Annotated in this window: 15 protein-coding genes; 4 read left to right on the forward strand and 11 right to left on the reverse strand. The window is 27.4% G+C overall.

The window, feature by feature from the left end:
• Positions 1-10: 10 nt before the first annotated feature.
• The 4 genes from JRV97_RS03060 to JRV97_RS03075 all read right to left on the reverse strand — a co-directional run bounded on the left by JRV97_RS03060 (position 11) and on the right by JRV97_RS03075 (position 5,560).
• Entirely contained in the window at positions 11-1,366 is a 1,356-nt protein-coding gene (locus tag JRV97_RS03060) for an 8-oxoguanine deaminase (protein ID WP_281000078.1), read from the reverse strand.
• On the reverse strand, positions 1,363-2,778 hold the full coding sequence (locus tag JRV97_RS03065) for a pyridoxal-phosphate dependent enzyme (protein ID WP_281000080.1): 1,416 nt from the start codon (positions 2,776-2,778) through the stop codon (positions 1,363-1,365). The genes JRV97_RS03060 and JRV97_RS03065 overlap by 4 nt, the downstream gene beginning before the upstream one ends.
• Positions 2,779-2,807: 29 nt before the next feature.
• Positions 2,808-5,063, reverse strand: coding sequence for a xanthine dehydrogenase family protein molybdopterin-binding subunit (locus tag JRV97_RS03070; RefSeq protein WP_281000082.1), 2,256 nt, complete (start codon positions 5,061-5,063; stop codon positions 2,808-2,810).
• A 368-nt stretch (positions 5,064-5,431) separates the two neighbouring features.
• Positions 5,432-5,560, reverse strand: a complete 129-nt coding sequence (locus JRV97_RS03075; RefSeq protein ID WP_281000084.1) for a hypothetical protein — start codon at positions 5,558-5,560, stop codon at positions 5,432-5,434.
• A 131-nt stretch (positions 5,561-5,691) separates the two neighbouring features.
• On the opposite strand from JRV97_RS03075, the gene JRV97_RS03080 reads away from it, so the two are divergent.
• Positions 5,692-7,068: an alpha-amylase family glycosyl hydrolase gene (locus tag JRV97_RS03080; protein ID WP_281000086.1), complete on the forward strand. Its 1,377-nt coding sequence runs from the start codon at positions 5,692-5,694 to the stop codon at positions 7,066-7,068.
• Between the two features lie 109 nt (positions 7,069-7,177).
• On the opposite strand, the gene JRV97_RS03085 is transcribed toward JRV97_RS03080, so the two are convergent.
• The 7 genes from JRV97_RS03085 to ruvB are packed head-to-tail and all read right to left on the reverse strand — an operon-like array spanning position 7,178 to position 14,892.
• Positions 7,178-7,843 carry a uracil-DNA glycosylase gene (locus tag JRV97_RS03085; protein WP_281000088.1) on the reverse strand — a complete coding sequence of 222 codons (666 nt, stop codon included), beginning with the start codon at positions 7,841-7,843 and terminating at the stop codon, positions 7,178-7,180.
• Positions 7,844-7,854: 11 nt separating this feature from the next.
• Entirely contained in the window at positions 7,855-11,304 is a 3,450-nt protein-coding gene (locus tag JRV97_RS03090) for a YjgP/YjgQ family permease (RefSeq protein ID WP_281000090.1), read from the reverse strand.
• 3 nt (positions 11,305-11,307) lie between these two features.
• Positions 11,308-12,033, reverse strand: coding sequence for a phosphate signaling complex PhoU family protein (locus JRV97_RS03095; protein ID WP_281000092.1), 726 nt, complete (start codon positions 12,031-12,033; stop codon positions 11,308-11,310).
• The gene (locus JRV97_RS03100; RefSeq protein WP_281000094.1) at positions 12,030-12,857 is read right to left on the reverse strand and encodes an NAD(+)/NADH kinase; all 828 of its coding nucleotides are present in this window, start codon (positions 12,855-12,857) and stop codon (positions 12,030-12,032) included. Before JRV97_RS03100 ends, JRV97_RS03095 begins: the two co-directional genes overlap by 4 nt.
• A 4-nt stretch (positions 12,858-12,861) precedes the next feature.
• A complete protein-coding gene (locus tag JRV97_RS03105; RefSeq protein ID WP_281000096.1) occupies positions 12,862-13,161 on the reverse strand; it encodes a YggT family protein in 300 nt (99 codons plus the stop codon).
• Between the two features lie 5 nt (positions 13,162-13,166).
• On the reverse strand, positions 13,167-13,865 hold the full coding sequence (locus tag JRV97_RS03110) for a YggS family pyridoxal phosphate-dependent enzyme (RefSeq protein ID WP_281000099.1): 699 nt from the start codon (positions 13,863-13,865) through the stop codon (positions 13,167-13,169).
• A gap of 1 nt (position 13,866) precedes the next feature.
• Positions 13,867-14,892, reverse strand: a complete 1,026-nt coding sequence (ruvB, locus tag JRV97_RS03115; RefSeq protein ID WP_281000101.1) for a Holliday junction branch migration DNA helicase RuvB — start codon at positions 14,890-14,892, stop codon at positions 13,867-13,869.
• 132 nt (positions 14,893-15,024) lie between these two features.
• Between ruvB and JRV97_RS03120 the strand changes: the two genes are divergently transcribed.
• From JRV97_RS03120 to JRV97_RS03130, 3 genes are all read left to right on the forward strand, one after another.
• Positions 15,025-16,395, forward strand: a complete 1,371-nt coding sequence (locus tag JRV97_RS03120; protein WP_281000103.1) for an MATE family efflux transporter — start codon at positions 15,025-15,027, stop codon at positions 16,393-16,395.
• Positions 16,396-17,954: 1,559 nt separating this feature from the next.
• The gene (locus tag JRV97_RS03125) at positions 17,955-19,328 is read left to right on the forward strand and encodes a PqqD family peptide modification chaperone (protein WP_281000105.1); all 1,374 of its coding nucleotides are present in this window, start codon (positions 17,955-17,957) and stop codon (positions 19,326-19,328) included.
• Entirely contained in the window at positions 19,313-20,992 is a 1,680-nt protein-coding gene (locus JRV97_RS03130; protein WP_281000107.1) for an ABC transporter ATP-binding protein, read from the forward strand. The genes JRV97_RS03125 and JRV97_RS03130 overlap by 16 nt, the downstream gene beginning before the upstream one ends.
• The last annotated feature ends 19 nt before the right edge of the window (positions 20,993-21,011 follow it).

A 21,011-nucleotide genomic window follows, 5' to 3' on the forward strand; every position in this document is an offset into this window, starting at 1 on the left:
CCGCATCTGTTTATAAACTATTTATAACTTTTTTTGATATTTCATTGTGTTTTTCTATTAATCTTGGTAATTCCTCATCAAGAATTTTTCCATCTTTAACTCTTATTTCCCCATTAATAACATTCAAATCAACTTGTTTTCCATCACACATTAAAACAGCTCCAAGTGGATCATCAAGTCCTCCAGCAAATTCTAATCTGTTTAAATTAAATCCAATAAAATCAGCAGCTTTACCAATTTCTATACTTCCAATATAATCATCCATTCTTAGAACTCTTGCTCCACCTATTGTTCCCATTTTTAATGCTTCTTTTACAGTTAAAGCATCCGCACCGTATTTTACCCTTTGCAATAATAATGCGTTCCTTATTTCTGCAATCATATTATTAGTATCATTACTTGCGCTTCCATCTACAGCTATCCCTATTCTTATTTTATCCTTCATTTTTGTTACTGGTGCAATCCCAGAACCTAAACGCATGTTTGAAGAAGGACAATGTGCCATACCTACATCATTTTTTGCCAATTTTTCAATATCTGAATCGCTCAACCAAACAAGATGAGCAAACCAAGCTCTCGGATTAAGCCAACCTAATTCTTCCATATAATCAACAGGTTTTTTGCCAAATTTTTCTAAACAATACTTATCTTCATCTAATGTTTCAGCTACATGCGTATGCATTAATACATCGTATTCTTCTGCTATTTTCACAGTTTCTTTCATAAGATCTGCTGTTACAGAAAATGGAGAACACGGAGCTAATGCTATTCTTAACATTGAATATTTTTCAGGGTTATGATATTTTTCTATAACTCTAATACTCTCTTTTATTATTTCTTTTTCAGTTTGAACAACACTATCTGGAGGTAATCCACCATCTTTTTTACTCATAGACATACTTCCACGCGTTGGATGAAATCTTATTCCCGTTCTCATTGCTCCTTCTATTTCTGCATCTATAGCTTCATTTAATCCATATGGATATAAATATAAATGATCAGTTGTAGTAGTAACCCCTGTTTTCATCATTTCATAATTAGCAATAATAGAACTAATATAAAATCCTTCCCTATCAATAAATTTCCATCTTTCATATAAAAAAACTAACCAATCAAATAGTTTTGCATTTTGAGCTCCTTTAACATTTCTTGTTAATGATTGATATAAATGATGATGTGTATTTACAAACCCTGGCATTATAAGCATATCTTTACAATTAATTATTTCATCTGCTTCTAAATCAGGATCACCTGTACCCATATCCTTAATTACATTATCCTCAATATAAATATATGCATTTTCAAGTTCCGTATCTTTATTATCAAAAGTTGCAAGATATGATATGTTTTTAAATAACTTTTTCATTCGTCAAGCCACACCTTCCTTAAAGTTGCTTTATGTTCCTCTCTATATTGTTCTAGCATTTTATCCATTTCCTCTACTTTTCTTTGATGCTCTTTCCAATATTTTTGTTCTTTTTGTGCATTCAGTTCTTCTAATGTTTTTCCCTGTTGTTCAATCCATGTATAATATTTTAAGTTGTGCCATCTTTCTCTATTATATTTATCTCCTTCAAATATGCCTGATGTTTCCTGATAAAGGAATATTCTCTCTACTCTTGATTTTGCTTCTGCTCTATCAAGTTTTCCATATGTTTTTGTCATTTGTTCCATAACAGAATGATATCTATCTATATTGTCAGTAGCAACCACAAAAATATTATCATCAGATTTTAAATTATAGAATTTAGCCATTTTTATAGCCCCAATTACATTCGCAACACCTGAAATACCAAATTTATCTGAAATATATTCTACCATTTCTGGATCAACAAATTCTTTTAAGAATTTTTTACCTTCTTCGTCTGTTAAAACTTGAAGCATTTTTTTACTGTCAATGTCATCTACTAACACAACCGCATCATTATTCATAACGTTATGAATCCATGTAACGTGTTTATCTCCAATTCCTTGAATATCATGTCCTCCATAACCATTTAATGAAATTGTTGGACATTGAACTGGTTCCATAGCTACAACCTTAGTCTCAGGAAATTCTTGTTTTACTCTATCTCCACTTGCAATTGTTCCTGCAGACCCTACACCCAACACTATTGCAGCGATTCTTTCATTACCAATATGATATCTTTTAACAGTTTCTATCATTGTGTTTCCAGTTACATAATAATGGAATCTATAATTTCCAAAAGCTTCGAATTGATTCAAAATCCTTATGTGTTCCGGATCTGATTCATATAGTTCTTTTGATTTATCATAAATTTCTTTTACATTTGATTCACAACCAGGTGTTGGAATAACCTCTGATCCATACTTTCTTATTATTTCAAATCTTTCTTTACTCATTTCTTCTGGCAATAATACAAGAGAATCATAATTCATTCTTGAACTAACAAATGCACCACCTATACCATAATTTCCTGTTGACGGCCATACTAATTTGTGAATAGATGGATCAACTTCGTGTGTAATAGTCTTTTCCATTAATACAGAATATGTTGCTCCCACTTTATGACTTCCAGATGGAAAATCTTTTGCATATAACACGATAATATTTGCCTCTACACCTGTTAATTCCTTAGGCATAACAAAATACCTTATTTCATTATTCTCATCCTTCCAGGATATGTTAAATAAATTAATTGGATGAAGAGGATCTTTCTCTTTCATTTCAATAGCTCTTTGTCTGATTTCTGGATCAATTTTTTCTGGATGTAACATCTCTTCATAAGTTGGTCCTACTATTGGCACTCTTTTCATTCTATCAATACCCCCCTGAGTTTAGATTTTTATATTATGTCTTCCATGGAAATTGGAATCTTTATTATCCTCTTTTTTATAGCATTAGAAACAGCATTTGCTATAGATGGCGGAGCAGTCATTAAAGATGGTTCTCCTATTCCTTTTGCACCAAAAGGTCCATATGGAAATTCTTCTTCAACAACATCAGGAATTATTTCTGGAACATCTTTTATTGTTGGAATTATATAATTGTTGAAATTATCTGTAATTATCTTCCCATTTTTCTGTTTTATTTCTTCCATTATGGCATGGCCCATTCCCTGAACAGCACCACCCTGTATCTGTCCTATAACTCCATCATAATTTATTGCTTTACCTATATCATGCGATATCCACATTTTTTTCACATCAACCTTGCCTGTTAAAGTATCTACTTCAACTAAAGTTAATTGAGTCGAATATGTATAAGTTACATATGCTTCTCCAACACCATTTTCCATATCAAAATGCAATTTAGGAGATCTATACCATCCTGATTCATTTAACTTTACATTTGAATCATTACACATTTTCGCAATTTCATCAAATGAATATTCTTTATCATTTATTTTGTATACTCCTAAATTTATTTTTATATCTTCTGGTTTAACTTTAAATTTATTACATAAAAACTCTATAATATTATTTTTAATTTTTTCAGCTGCATCTTTAGCAGCATTTCCACTAAATACTGTAGTTCTTGAAGCAACTGTTGGGCCACTATCCTGAACTATAAATGTGTCTGTTTGCAATACATTTATTTTATCTAGTTTCTGACCTAATATTTCAGAAACTATCATTGAAATCGCAGTTTTTGAACCCTGACCTATTTCTGTTCCACCAAACATAACGTTTATTGTACCATCTGGGAACACATGAACCTCAGAATTAGAAGCATCCAAATGTTGCCCACCTGCCCCTAAACTTACTCCATATATTATATGTGACCATCCCAAACCTCGTTTTTTTATATTATTATTTTTATTAAATTCCTCGACTTCTTTTTTCAACTGTTCATAATTTGATAATTTTTTTATATTTTCAAGTGTTTTTTTAGCCCCAACAGAAAATTCTAATTTATGTCCTGTTGCTGTTTCGCCGCCAACTTCAAGTGCATTTTTATATCGAATTTCCCATGGATCAATGCCTAATTTTTCCGCAGCTTCATCCATTACAGATTCAATAGCAAATAATACCTGTGGTGATCCAAATCCTCTAAATGCACCACATGGAACTTTATTTGTATATACACCATATACATCAACATACACATTTGGAACTTTATATGCACCAGCAGAATGCGTGAGAGTTCTATACATAACTATTGGTGACAATGTTGAGTATGCTCCCATATCAAGATATGTTTCGCTTTTTAACCCTATTATTGTTCCATCTTTTTTAAAAGCTACTTTATATTTCGATTTTGAAGGATGTCTTTTACTTGTTTCCTTTATATCATCTTCTCTTTTATATATAATTTTTACAGGTCTTTTTGTCAAATAAGACAATAATGCTGCTTTTGATGCAATATAAGATGGAACATCTTCTTTACCTCCAAATCCCCCTCCCGTTTCCATCTGTATTACATCAACTTTATTAAATGGAATATCTAAAATTTCAGATACATCTTCCTGAACATAAAATGGGCATTGCATTGATCCATAAATTCTCATGATTTCTCCATCAAAATTTGCAACTGCACCCTGAGTTTCAAGATATGCCTGCTCTTGATAATCTGTTCTAAATTCTCTTTCTATTATCAAATCAGCTATTTCAAAACTATTTTCTACTTCTCCTCTTCTGATTTTTTTATGAAATGCTATATTAGTTTCTTCATTATTTACCTTTATTTCATCTTTTATAGCTTCCTCTATAGTTAATACAGCAGGCAATTCCTCAACTTCAAACTTTACTTTTGATATAGCTTCTTCTACAGCTTCTTTAGTTTCACCAGCAATTAATGCTATCGCATCGTGCTCAAATCTAATTTTTTCTCCTACTGGAATTAAAAACCACATATCTTTCGTTAATACCCCAAATTTATTTGTTCCAGGAACATCTTCATATGTAGCCACTTTTACAATTCCCGGAACTTTCTCTGCTTCAGATATATCTATGCTCTTTAAAATACCGTGTGATATATTTGAATATACCACTCCTGCATATAGCATTCTATCAAAATATATATCAGGCGTATATTTGGCTTCACCATAAGCCTTTTCTTTCCCTTCTATTCTCTTTACAATTTTTCCTACAACTTTCATTTTATCCCCCCAATTATTGACTTATTATAAATTCTATTTTAAATTTTACCTTATTTTAGCCTTTTTTTAATAACTCGTTTTAAAAAGAAATATAATCTTTTTTAGATATAACTCGTTATAAATACCTCAAATCACTTTTTTTCAAGAACATATAATAACACATCATTTTCTTCTTTATCCTCTTCTATAAATCCTTTGTTTAAAACAATTCTTTTATCTATTTGTCTTTTAGGAATCATATATGTCATATATATTTTTTTCAGTCTTACTGAATAAATTTATAGAAAAGTCTAAAGCTTTTTCATAATTTCCAGAAATAAATGAGATAGAATTTGTATTATATTTTCTCATATAGTTACTTAAAATTATTAAAGACTCAATATTTTGTCTGCTTTCAACATTTTTATAATATTAGGAATATAATCATCTTCCCATGCATATTTAGATATTTCAATTAAATCTTTTTTATCTTCCTTTTTTGCTTTCCTAATGATCATGTTATCTCCCCCTTAAATTTTTTCATTGTTCTCACAATATATTCGTTATTATATTTAATTATTGAAAATAATTTTTATTTATGGTAAAATATCTCTGCTTATCTCAAAAATTTATATGAAAGAGGTGTATTATGGAAGCAAAAATTGGATATCAAATTTTTCCAGATAGGTTTTATTCATATTATAACAGAGGAAATGTAAAGTGGAATACTCCTATTACGGCTAAGAATTATTCTGCTCATACAATGTATGGTGGAGATCTAAAAGGAATACAGGAAAAGATTGATTATCTTAAAGAATTAAATGTGGATTTTTTATACTTAACACCCATTTTTGAATCTAATAGTAATCATAGATATGATGCGAAAGACTACTTTAAAATAGATCCTATACTCGGAGATGAAAATGACTTAAAAAATCTAATAACTGTATTACATAAGAATAATATAGAATTATGTTTGGATATAGCATTAAATCATATGAGCAATGAAAGCATATGGTTCAAAAATGCCTTAAATAATGAAAAGGAAAAAGAATTTTTCAGATATGAAAATGGAGATTTTACATATTGGCGAGATCATAAATCTTTGGTAGAACTTAATTTAGAAAGTAAAAATCTTCGAAAAATATTGTGGCAAGATGAAAATTCTGCAATGAAAAAGTGGACAAAATTAGGCGTTGATCATTGGAGACTTGATTGTGCATATGATTTGGGTTTTGATATTTTAAAAGATATTGTTAAACATATAAAATCTCTCGGCGAAAACCACGATATAATCGGTGAGGTTTGGGCTTATCCAAAAGAATGGATTCAGATTATGGATGGTATAATGAATTATTATTATACAGTAATAATAAGAAACATGCTAAATGGTTCATTAAAACCCAAAATTGCTGCAGAAATACTTAAAAATACTATAAAAGATAGTGGTATGAAAATTTTAAAATCATGGAATATGCTTTCGTCTCATGATTCACCAAGAATTAAAAACACCTTTGGAAACAAATGGAAGTTAGCAGTAATAATGCAATTCACACTACCTGGAAGTCCTTTGATATATTATGGTGAAGAATTAGGTATGGAAGGTGATCATGATCCATTCTGTCGTGGAGTCATGGAATGGGACAAGGTAAATGAAAATAATGAAACACTTAAGTTCTATATGAAATTAATAGATTTATTCAATAATTCAATAGCTTTGAAAAAGGGGAAATATTATGAAGTTATATCAAACGACGAGAATATTTTAGCTTATTATAGGAAATATAATAGTATCAGAGATGGAAAATTAGTTGTCATTAATCCAACAAATGAAGATAAAGAAATTCAACTTTATTTTGAAGAATCATTATTATTGGATGCCATGCATCTTTTTGACCATTTTAGCGATAATGAACTTTACATAGAAATGGGAAGTGTGAAAGGAAAAATACCTGCTAATTCATTTGGTATTTTTCATATGAAACCACGAGAATATAAAACTTATTCCGCTTATAAAAGATTATAAATAGAAATAGAAGCTATCGCTGAAGCATAAAAAATCCCTCCTAGTAGTTCAGTGTTTTTTTATTAATTACACTGTCTACTTTGGAGGGAGCATTTCATTTTTTTTGGAGCTATTTTTTTATCCTATTTTCAGCTGCTATTATTCCTTTTTCTGTTATTTCAACTAATTTTTTCAAATCAAGGTTTGGATCAGCTTTTAATTGCTTATACATGTATCCTATCGCTTGCATATCCAATTTTGCGTAAAATAAAGGAGAACCTTCTTTTTCACTTCTATTTCTTAATAAATAACTTGGATGAAATGTTGGAAAAATATATATCCCTCCATACCATTCTTTAAACTTTCCTCTATGTCTGGTAATTGGAACAACTTGTTTTAAAAAATAATTCAATGCCGTGGAACCTAAAGCCACTATTATTTTTGGTTTTATCACTGAAATTTGAGCCATTAAAAAATGACTGCATTTTTCCATTTCTTCAGATGTTGGTACTCTATTTTTTGGCGGTCTACATTTAACAACATTTGTAATATATAATTTTTCTCTTTCAACCTTTGCTACTTCTTTTAATAGCTTATCAAGCAAATTTCCCGCTCTGCCAACAAAAGGTCTTCCCTGTAAATCTTCATTTGCTCCTGGCCCTTCACCTACTAACATTATTGGAGAATCCGGATTTCCTTCGCCAATTACAACATTTGTTCTTGATAAGCTCAAAGAACAACTATCACATTTTTTTATTTTTTCACCAATTAATTCTAAATCTTCAATTTTAGACATATTATTCCTCCTCAGAAAATATTAATATCCACACCTTTCTCTTCTGTATAACCAAAAGACTTCTCAGGAATATCGGTTATAAAAAATTTTAATTCAAAACTCTTTAATGAAAACTCAGGTAATAGTTTTACATCACCTTTGAAATAAATAGACCAACATACAAGTTGTTTATTTATTTCAAATTGTGTAAAATTCCATACATTATTTTTTATATCATATATAAAAGAAATTTTAGCCCAATCGTATTTAGTCGAGGTATCATAACCCAAACCTGTTTTCAAATATTCATTTTTTATATCATAATCAAGATTTAAAACTAATGATTTTTTTGCTCCTTTTGATTTATATTTTAGATCATAGTGTATATTTTCATAATTATTAAATAAATTAAGATTTCCTTCATATTTTCCACCTTTTGAATCATAAAGCAAATATTTAGATTTTATTTGAGGTATAGTTTCCTTAAATGTTGTTTTCTTCAAATAATAATCATAATTTATTTCTATTTTATTTTTACCAAATATTATTTCATCTTTATTATTTACGAATGAAATATGTTCATCTTCAGCTTTATGATTATAATCAAATTTATAATTATGTTTTAAAATAGCTATTTTCAAAAAACCTGTAAAATTAGTATTTATAAATTCAAATTTTTTTTGTTCTAGTGTTGTCTTAGTATTATTTTCTAAACTTAAAATACCATAATTAAATGTATACTTTGAAGTTAATGAATGACCAACAAACTGTTCTTCAAGCTTTTCCTTCATAAAATCATATGTCCTATTATATCTTAAATCAAAATAATTCTTCGTTTTTAATAAGTTTAAATTAAATTCCATACCTGCAAAATCAGTTAATTTGTTTGTATGTGTTGCAGGATTTGATATCCATTTTGGTTCATTTACTAAAACTCTATAATATTGATAATCAGAAACTCCATATTGAAAAATTAAAAACTTACTTTTGAAATTAGCTTTTAACCCATAAGCATAATAATTGTATATTTTATCAGGAAATCTATTTCTAAAAGCAAATTTTAATTCTGGTGTAATTGATGTATCTAGATACAATGAATTTTTATTATATTTTATAGGCTTATAATTATCCGAGATTTCATTTTTAATATACAAATTGTAATTCTTTAATTCATTTTTTTCATAAAAACTTGAATAACTGAGCTTTATTGTATTTTTTTTATTATTACTATAAATCTTTGAATCTAAAGATGTATTTATTGATATATTTTTTGTATTCCATGATTCAAAAATTTTTGTAGCTGGTCCAGTAATATTTACTCTTGTAGAATTTAATTTGAAAAATGTTTTTTTATACTTCTTGGTTAAAGATGGTGTGGTAAGATTTAAAAAATTTACTTTTATAATTTGTTTATCTTTCCAGGAAAAAGCTGATGAAATAGAGAATTTTCCTAAATCTGTTTTTATATCTTTAAAATTAAGAGAAAAGGTATCACTATTTGATGAAAAATTATGTGATAATGATGAATAAAAATTTAAATACTCTAATTTCTTAGAAAGATTTATTTTCAAATCAGAAAACGTATTATTTTTTATGCTATTTGAAATGGACAATGTTCCTAAAATAAAAGGTATTGAATATGTATAACTCAAAGATTGTGAAAGTGTGTCTTCCTTAACATTTCTTGCATATTCTTGGGAAAAAGATAATGACGATTTATTTGAGAAAGTATGATTAATTTTAATAGAAATGGTTACAGTATCTTCTTTAAAGGCAAATGCTGCAATAAACGGGGCTTCTTTTTCGCCTGAAAGACTTTGGAAATAAAAAGGGAAATAAAATACAGGTATCCCAAAAAATTCAAGCGTAACATCACGTGCCACTAAAAATTCTTCCGGGTATATTGTAACATGCGAAGCTTTAAAATAATATGTTATACATTCTTTACATGTTGTCATTTTAACTTTTTCCGAAAACACTACATCTTCATCAGTTTTTTTTTCAGAAATTTCAGACCAAACTCTTACCTTTACATTTTTTTTCTTTTTATTTTTAAATGACTCAATCGAATATGTATTGTTTAATACAACATCTTTACTTTCAAAATTCACTTCCATCGCAGAAGCCTCTATTGTTCTTTTATTATATATATACGTTACATTTCCAAACAAATTCGCTTTTAATATTTTATTTTCATCATCTAAAACTCCAAATCCCTTATTTGTAGTTATTATAGAATCTTTATATTTAATAGTAGTACTACCTTCAAATGTAATTTTAGTTCCTTCGAGAGTTATGTTTGGAGACTCAATATATACTTTTTCCGAAAATCCATTTGTACTTAAAACAATTAATATAATAATAGCACCCAATACTCTTTTTAATGGTTCTATTAATTTATATGCAGTTCTTGTATCCAACAATCCAAATAATATTATACCAACAAGACCAAAAATAACATTTGGAATCCATGGAGCAAAATATGGATTGATTATTTTTTCTTTACCAAGTGCACTCAACCATGCTCCTGATCCCTGATATAAAACTACAAGAACAAATGTCGATATAACACTCCATGATTTACTTCTAAGATTAATAAAAAGAGATAAAGCTACTCCAAGTAACGCGATAACAATGGGAGCTACTGAATTAGAAAATTTTTCTTGATACCCAACTATTAATGCTGAAGCATCTCCTCCAAGCTTTTGAGTTATCTCTATTTTATGTTTTAATTCTTTTGTTGTCATATCATTTGGACTCTTTGAAAATCTCAAGTATTCTTCAACATTTTTCGAAATATCTAGCTCCAACTTTTTAAAAGTTATATCTAATTTTAATAATCCATCATTTGTTAATCGAAATATACGGCCATTTTCCATATACCATTTATCTTTATCTTTAAATGCTTTTTCAGCATGAAAAACCGTAGTTTTAGAATAGTCTACTTCATACAACAATATGCCATATAATATTCCGGAATCTTTGTCTATTTTTCTAACATAAAGATATTTTTTATTTTTTTCCACTTCAACAAATTTATTCATTTCAATATTGGCTTCAACATTTTTATATACATATTTTGATATTGCTTCTTTTGCTTTCATATTGGATTTAGGAACAATTGTATCATATAATGCAAAAGTTACAACAGAAAGAATCATAGCCAAAACCAAAAAAGGAATAACTATTCTTTTTGATGGGATTCCAAGAGATTGTAAAGCTATAATTTCGTTATCATTGGATAATCTGGATAATACCCAGAATATAGAAAAAAGTATTCCTACTGGAATACCCATAACTAAAAAATATGGTATGTGATACATAATTAATATAAAAAGTTTATCAATCCCAACTTTATTTCTTACAATTATATCCGAAAGTTGATACAACAATTCAACACTTACAAAAACTATAAACCCCACTAATCCCATAAAAAATGGTGCTGTAAACTCTTTTGAAATATATTTTATTAATTTTAACATTAATTACTCCCCCAAAGAATAAAAAATATTAAATCCCTCTTTATTACATTTATATCTATCTCCCGTAAGGATAAATATTGAATATTCAGCTATATTTGTTGTTAAATCAGAAAATTTCTCTAAATTTGATAAAATTTCTATATTTGCCATAATAGATCGAAAATTATCCTTTGTTACCTTACCCATTAAATTTCTTTTAAATGCACTATATAAACTATCTACTTCTGTATCTGTTTTACATATCCATTTAGCAAGATCTATAGATTCTTTTACTAAATATGAACTTTTACTTTCAGCAATATTTGAATACAACCTTAAAGACTCTCCAAGCATATTTTGTGATATCTCAAATAAATCCTCAAATTGATATGGATTAATTGAATTTGGATAGGATAACAAATCAATATTATTTTTAGCCATTGTTTCACACATATCTGCCATACTTTCTAAAATTCCAATTATCTTATTTCCTAAGAATACTATTTTAAAATATCTACCATACAAATTATTAATAGCCAATATTTCCATAGATTTATACTCCAATCTGGCTTCAATAAAGTCAACTCTCATATCCTGTTGAATTATTTCCTTTGAAAGTTTTACATTTTTTTCAAAAAAAGCGTCTTTAAACTTTAAGAACATCCCCTGAACAAGACGCCCCATTTTCAATATTTCATTATGATAGGATATAACCTGTCTTTTTGTTTCTTCAGATAGTAACTCTATCATATAATTCTCCTTCCAAACCCCAATTTATTATTTAACACTTTAAAAAAAGAATAATCATTCTTTTGAGCTAACGTTACTTTTTTCTCTGAAGAAGAAACAACTACTGCCATTCCCGCTTCTATCCTATGAACAATATCTCCATCTACAGTTACATAAGCATTACCTGCATCTATATGATGAATAACAATTTCAACATAATTATCAGGAGAAATCACAAGCGGTCTTATATTTAATGAATGCGAAGCCAAAGGATTTATAGTTATTAGATTTAATGTTGGTTCAACAATAGGTCCTCCCATTGATAAAGCATATCCCGTTGAGCCTGTAGGTGTAGATAATATTACACCATCTCCAGAATAATTTAATACACTTTCACCTTTTATAAAAATTTCAAGATCAACAGTTCCTATAGGCTGACTTTTTTGAATAGTTATATCATTTAAGGATATTAACTTTTTACCTCCAACATAACATTCCAATAAATATCTATCCGAATAGTGCAAATTATTCGAAGCTATGTCTTTTGCTGCTTGTTCAATTTCTGTACTATCATATGCTGTCATAAAACCTAACGTCCCAAGATTTATTCCTATAATTGGTACAGAATTTTCTGCAGAAAGTTCCGCTACCCTTAACACTGTCCCATCTCCACCAAGAACAATAAAAATATCTGCTTCTTGATATAAAGAATTATCAGCAAGCGCTGATCCTGCAGGCATTATCTTTAATATTTCAATATCATTATTGTGAAAGATATCAAAAAATTGTTCCTGAATTTCATCTTTTCTGGCTTTTAGTGGATTAAAAAATAAAATTGCTTTCATTTTATCACCTCAATACGCGCGCAAGGTCAAACAAGGTGGCAACAAGAAAATTATCCAATAATATCAATAGTAGAATTGCTACAAAAGGTGTAAAATCAAACATTCCAAAAGTAAGATTAAAATACCTTCTTATAGGCCTTTCTATTATGTTAGAAACTGAATCAAAAAATTGCCTAATCGGGTGATGATAATTAAAAGAAATAAAGCTAAAAATTGCCGATATTATTAAAGAAATTTCAAAAAAGTTTATCACAATTCTTAACACCACTGCTAAAGCATAAAATAAATTACCAAGTATAAACAATTTTATCATCCTCCTATATTATAGTTTCTTTTTCCAAAAATACTTGAACCTATTCTTAGCATTGTTGATCCGCATTGAATTGCTACATGATAATCGTTACTCATTCCCATTGATAATTCCTTTAAATCCGGATAATTTTTTACATATTTTTCTTTTATTTCTTTTAAGCCGCAAAATACTTTTTTTATAACTTCTTCATCATCTGTATATGGCGCCATTGTCATAAGACCAGTAACTTTTACATTATCATATTTTTTTGCTATTTCTAACAAATCTTCCAATTCATTTTCTGATATTCCACCTTTTGTTTCCTCGCCAGAAATATTCATTTCAATTAATATTTTTTGTATTTTATTATGTTTTTTTGCTATTTTATCTATCTCTGCTATTTCTTTTTCTCTATAAACTGAATGTATATATTCTGCAATTGGAACTATGTATTTAACTTTATTCGTTTGTATTCTTCCTATAAAATGCCATTTTATATCATATTCTTTCAATTCTTCTGCTTTTTTTCTCAGTTCTTGCGCTTTATTTTCCGCAAAATCTTTAATACCAAAATTATATGCTTCTTTTATATATTCAACCGGGAATGTTTTAGAAACTGCTACTAATAAAACATCTGAATAATTTCTATTCGCCTTTTCTGCATAAATTTTAATTGATTGAGTGATTTCTTCTAAATTTTTTTTGATAAAATCCATCTCAATTCCCCCATAACGAATATAATTTTTTATTATTTTCCCTTGTATATCCCAAATGTTTTAAAGCTTTTTCTGTGACTACTCTACCTCGATGCGTTCTAACTAAAAAACCTTTTTGAAGCAAATATGGTTCATAAACTTCACTAATACTATCTGATTCAATACCAAGAGATGCTGCTAATGCTTTTAATCCTACAGGGCCTCCTTTGTAAAATTCTATAATTGTTTTTAAAATTCTTCTATCCATATCATCAAGACCTTCAGTATCTATTTCAAGTAACGTCATTGTCTTTTCTGCAGATTCTCTATCTATAACACCATCATTATTTATTTGCGCAAAATCTCTTACTCTTTTCAATAATCTATTAGCAATCCTTGGTGTCCCTCTTGAGCGTTCAGCTATTAACAAAGCTGCATCTTCTGTAATTTCTACATTTAACAATTTCGCACTTCTAGTTATAATATCTTTTAATTCTTCTGGTGGATAAAAATTCATTTCCATTATTATTCCGAATCTACTTCTCAACGGAGCTGCTATTAATCCTGTTCTTGTAGTCGCTCCTATTAATGTAAAATGGTTTAAATCAATTCTTATTGATCTGGCTCCTGGTCCCTTACCTATAACAATATCGAGTTGAAAATCTTCCATCGCAGAATATAATATTTCTTCCACAGACCTATTAATTCTATGAATTTCATCAATAAAAAGCACATCCCCATTTTGCAAATTAGTCAAAATGGCTGCTAGATCACCTGCTCTTTCTAAAACAGGACCACTCGTTATTTGAATATTTGCTCCCATTTCATTTGCAATAACATTTGCAAGTGTTGTTTTACCCAAACCAGGAGGACCTGCCAACAAAATATGATCAAGCGGCTCTTTTCTCTTTTTAGCCGCATCAATAGTAATTTTTAATTTTTCTTTTACCTTTTCTTGACCTATATATTCATCTAATTTTTGAGGTCTTAAATTAATTATAGTGCTTTCTTCTGTTCTTTCCGAAGGATCTAAAAGTCTTTCATCCATAAAATACCTCCATTCTACTTATATTATTATAACATATAATTATTTTAAATAGGTAATTATTAAATGACTAAAAATTTTAATTATGGTATAATCAATATACAAATAAAATTGCAACAAACTGGGAGGAACTATATGGAAAATGAAACAAAAGGTACTTTATTATTAAAAGGTGATCCAAAAATCGCAATAAGAAAATTATCATTGCCTATGATTTTAGCAATGTTAGTACAAACATTATACAATTTAGTTGATGGTATTTGGGTTGCTGGTTTGGGATCTAATGCTTTAGCTGCAATAGGATTATTTTTTCCTATATTTATGATAATTATTGCTTTAGCATCTGGTCTTGGTATTGGTGCAAGTTCCGAAATTTCCAGAAAAATAGGTGAAAAAAACAAAGAAGGCGCTGATTCTGCCGCCATCATATCTATATTATTGGCAATAGGTTTAGGATTAACTACTGCAATTATTTTATTAATAACAATAAAACCTATACTACAATCTATAGGTGCTGATGGAAAAACGCTTAAATTAACATTAGATTATGCTTATATTTTAATAATATTTTCTCCATTACTTATGTTTAATAATGTATCGAATGGTATTTTAAGAGGCGAAGGTGATGCTAAAAAAGCTATGTATGCTATTACCGCTGGCTCTCTATTAAATATATTCTTAGACCCTCTATTTATTTATGGATTTAAATTAGGAATAAAAGGTGCAGCTTATGCTACAGTAATATCTTTTAGTATATCATCATTTTTAATAATCTATTGGATGTTTATAAAAAGGAACACATATTTAAATATTACTTTTAAAGATTACACATACGATAATAATATACTAAAAAATATATTAAAAGTTGGTATACCCGCATCATTATCTCAAATTTCAATGTCTATAGCTATATTTGTTCTTAATGTTTTTGCTGTGAAAGCTGGTGGGGATTTAGGAGTTGCTATTTTTACGAGTAGTTGGAGAATTATAAACTTTGGTACTGTCCCATTAATCGGAATAACAATGGCTGTAACCACAGTAACTGGAGCGGCATATGGGCAAAGAAATGGAGAAAAATTATCCACTGCGCATTTATATTCCATAAAATTTGGATTAATAATAAGTTTTATCGTTATGATAACTATTTTTATATTCGCACCTCAAATTGCAAAAATATTTACATACTCAAAAGATGGTTCTCTTATATACAATGACTTAGTAAAAGCGCTAAGAGTAATGAGTCTATTCTTACCCGGAGTTCCATTTGGGATGTTCACATCTTCCATGTTTCAAGGAATAGGCCATGGAGCAAAAAGTCTTATAGTTTCCATTAATAGAACAATAATAATGCAAGTATTGTTTTCTTGGTTATATGTTTTTATATTTAAAATAGGACTTTCTGGTGTTTGGTGGGGAATAGTTACAGGAAATGCGGTGTCATCTGTTATAACATTTACATGGGGAAGAATGACCATTAAAAAGTTAAGACAAATAGAAGGGATATAAAAATCATAATATCATATTATTGACAAACTCTATATTTAAATACAAAAATTTATAAATCCTCGAAAATTCACAAAGATTTTCTCATATTATTTTTTTTATTTTGACAACAGTCTAAAAGGCCATACATTATTAAGGTCTTTTTTGGAATGTATATGTGCTTTTTCAACATTAAGTATCACTACAATTTTATTTTCAGAGTGATTAAAATTCTAAAATTGTTCTTATTCGTCAAAAAGAGAAGTGGAGTTATTATAAATATATTTTGTCATATCAAATTAAAAATAATTTTTAATAGTTAAAATTTATATAAATAAAAATTTATAATGATTTTTTTAATAAAATATTAACCATAATAACTTATCACATGATAATATAATCATGTAAATTTATTAAATTTAAGAAACAATAATTTTACTGTATTTTTACTTTGATGTTATTTTTTTTTTTTTTTTTTTTTGATAAAATTACTATGAATAAGTGAAAATATTAACTTTAAACAATTAATAATAAATGTATAATAAACATGATAACAATAACTTCCATAATTATTTAAATCTCATCATATTTAATGTAAAATGGAATTTATAATTAAAGGAAAAGTTATTAATATTTATAATTTCAGAAATAATAAAATTTCCAATAAACTTTTGAACAGTCTTTTAAATGATATGCCGTCTCTCTATAATAATTTTTATACTAATTAAGAACTTTTTCTGATATTAAAAACATTAGAGGAAGTGAAATTAAAATAATTTATTAAAACATATAATTTAAAGAAAAACAAGAACATTTTAAATATTAAAATTTCATCAAATTATAATGTGAAAGTAGCGCTAATATTTTTGAAAATAAGCAGATTCTTAAACATAATATACTTATAGAAAATGCCTTTAATAGTATCTTCAAAAAACACTAAATTTATTTTATAAATATTGATATAATCAAAAACTAAAAATACAGTTTTTAGATTAAAATTCTAACTGTGAATATATAAAAACTTTTATATTTCTTGAAAACAAAAACACTTTATCTGGTAATATTCAACTTATATGTTAGTTAGTCAATTTTTTTATAATTTTTTACATATAAAATTGACAGAATTTCTATAATTAAACAATAATTTTGGATATATACTTTCTAAAGATCGTTTCATATTATTAATTATACGAGGGGGGTGATTATATGTTAAAAGGGTTCTACTCAATATCAAAAGAACCTATTATTGCTTCAGAATGCTATTTTTGTCAAGGAGCAATTGTTGTATGCGCAGTTACTTGGTAACTATGAAGGAGGGAAGAAGTTATGTTAAAAGGATTTTATTCTGTAAATAAAAGTAACACCCCATTATTGTTATGTGCATTTTGCCAAAGTGCAATAGTTGTTTGTGGTGTTGTATGGTAATAGAGTTTTTAGAAATTTTATATTTTGATTAAAGTAAAATGAAGCACCTTCTAAATATTTATATAAAATGATTTTTTGTGAAGGTGCTTCTATGTATTATAGAAAGCATTTTATAGAATTCTTTAAAATTTGAAAATAATGTTAAAAAGGGGGATATTATGAAAAATGATATATTACTATTATCACCAAAAATTGATTTAATAAAAACTAATAAGGGTGCCATATTAAAGTATATTGGTGGAACTAATTTAATCTTTTTAACCCATACAGAAGCATATTTTTTGTCGTTATGTGATGGAACCAAAAATGTTGAAGAAATAATATTAAATATTTCTGAATTATATGATGTGCCATATAATATAGTTAAAAATGATCTAACCGATTTAATAAATAAATATTTAAAAGCTAATATAATTAGTATTTTACCTCAAAAATTAAATAAGAGATTATCTAGATATAAAAAAGATGAATTTATATTTATCCCTGAAATGGATAATCCTGTAATAATACCTAAAAAAATAAATAGCATAGGTTTTTCATTAACTGATTATTGCCCTTTAAATTGCGACTATTGCTTTGGTAAATTTAATCCAAATACTTCTAGAACATATTTACCTACAGAAAAAGTTATTTCTATAATAAAAGAAGCTGAAGAATTAGGGAAAGTTGAATATGTATCATTATCCGGTGGTGATCCTATTGCGCATCCTGGATTATCTGAAATAATACGTTTTTTAGAAAAAAGAAGAATAAATTACGAACTTTCAACAAAAGGAACATTGTTAACTAAAAATAAAATTATTGAATTAGTTGAAGCTGGTTTAAGAAACATTCAAATTAGTATAGATACATGGGATCCTCAAAAATGGGCGAAATTAACTGGACTAAATAAAGATGAATTTGAAAAAGTAATAGAAGCATTTTATTGGTGCAATGTGTATAATATAAAGACTCGAGGAAGAATAACTTTAACAAAGGAAAATTTATATGATTTAGAAGAACTATTTAAAAATCTTCCAATTTTAGGTGTTGAAGAAATAAGAATTGTTCCTTTATTACCTATTGGAAGGGGAAACGTCTCTGAAACCCTTGAGAAGGACGATTTAAATTATGCTATAACTTTAGGAAAAAAATATGAAAAAATATATAATAAAAATATTAGAGTTGTTTTTGGATTGCAAACATATACTTTAAACATAACTTGTGGTGGAGCAAAAATCTCTATGCAGATTTGTGCCGATGGGGAAGTTGTATTATGTGATGTTGTGGAAGGGATAGACAAAAAGGCTTTTAGTTATGGAAATATATATAAAAATACAATAAAAGAAATATGGTTTTCTCAAAAAGCTAACGAATTTAGATATAATGGGAATATTGAAGATTGCATTGATTGTGAAAAATTTAGTATGTGCAATGGTGGTTGTAGAGCAGTATCATATAAATATTATGATGATTTTTATAAACATGATCCAAGATGCTTAAAGTTTGCGAATAAAAAAGAAGGTGAATTATTCATATGGCAGAAAAAATAAAAAATGAAAAATTAGAAAAAAGAGAAATAAACCATTTTTTGTTTGGATTGTTTAAAAAGTATTGGAAAAGACAGGTAATCGCCATTATTTTTATAAGTTTAATGGCATTATCAATATTGATTTTTCCAATGTTGATAAAATATACAATAGATACAGTAATACCATCTAAAAATATAAATATTTTGTTTAGATACATATTATTGATGATAGCAACTCTTTTTGGAATTTCTTTAATAACATATTTTGGAGAAGTTATTTTTGAATTTAATGCTTTAAAAGCAAAAAAAGATATTAGAAAGGAAATAATTATAAAACTAACAAGATTGCCATATGAATTTTTCATGAAGATAAATTCTGGAGAATTAATTTCAAAATTAATGTCTGATCTTGAAATGGTTGGTGTTGTAGTTTCTCAGGTATTTCCGATTTTTGCATTATCAGTTTTGCAAATAACAGGAATAATAATAATGCTTTTTTATTTAAATTGGAAATTAGCATTAGTACCAATTATTTTAACAACATGTTCTTTGTTAATTTTAAAATTAATTAATAAAAAAGCAGAAAAACTTTCTATTCATGAAAGAGAAGTATTTGGAGAAATATCGAATATGTTAATTGACATTATAAATAACATGAAAACAATTAAATTAATGTCATCTAATATGTGGATATCTAATATGATAGATAATTATCTTGATAATCACTATAAAATAGGCAAAAAATTTACTAAATGGATAAAATTAACAGGTGCATTAGGGAATTCTATAAACGGCATGATAACAGTAGGTGTATTCAGTTATGGCGGTTATTTAATAATAAAAAATGAAATAACATTGGGTACATTAATTGCTTTTTGGACATATATACAGACATTAATGAATCCATTGCAATTATTGATGAAGGTAAATACTGTATTAAGAAGTTCCTGGGGAGGTATTAAAAGAGTTGTTGAAATAACAAAATATGAAGAAGAAAATATTCCAGAACTCAAAGAAGAAAACAATATAAAATCTATAAAACTTGAAAATATTGGATTCAGCTTTGATAATAAAAAGATTTTAGATTCAATAGAATTAAGTTTAGAAAAAGGTAAAATCACAGGAATAATTGGGGAAAACGGTGCTGGAAAGACTACGTTATTTAATATTTTAATGGGTTTATATAAAGCTAATAAAGGAAATATAAAATTTAATGATACTGAAAATGCAAATATAAGCCTTTTAAGAAAAAATATTGGATTTGTTGAACAAGAACCTGAGTTATTTAAAAATTGTACTATAAAAGAAAATATATTAATGGGAAGAAAAATATCAAAAGAAAAATTAAAAGAAATTTTAGAGGTAACCGGAATAAAGAGAATAGCATCAAAATTTGAAAAAGGGATAGATGAAAAAATTAAAGACATAAAATTATCTGGAGGTCAAAAACAAATAATTGCTATAGCCAGAGCTTTAATAGATGATCCACAAATTATATTACTCGATGAGTTTACTTCTGCAATGGATTCAAAAAATGAAGAATTAATTCATAATATTTTGATAAAACTAAAAGAAAAAGGAAAAATAATTGGGATAATAACTCATAAAGATTCTACTCTAAAAATATGTGATGAAATATATGAAATTAAAAAAGGGATATTATTAAAAAATAAAAGCAGAGTTTAAATCTATTATGAAAAATGAA

Source organism: Marinitoga aeolica, assembly GCF_029910535.1.
GTDB classification, from domain to species: domain Bacteria; phylum Thermotogota; class Thermotogae; order Petrotogales; family Petrotogaceae; genus Marinitoga; species Marinitoga aeolica.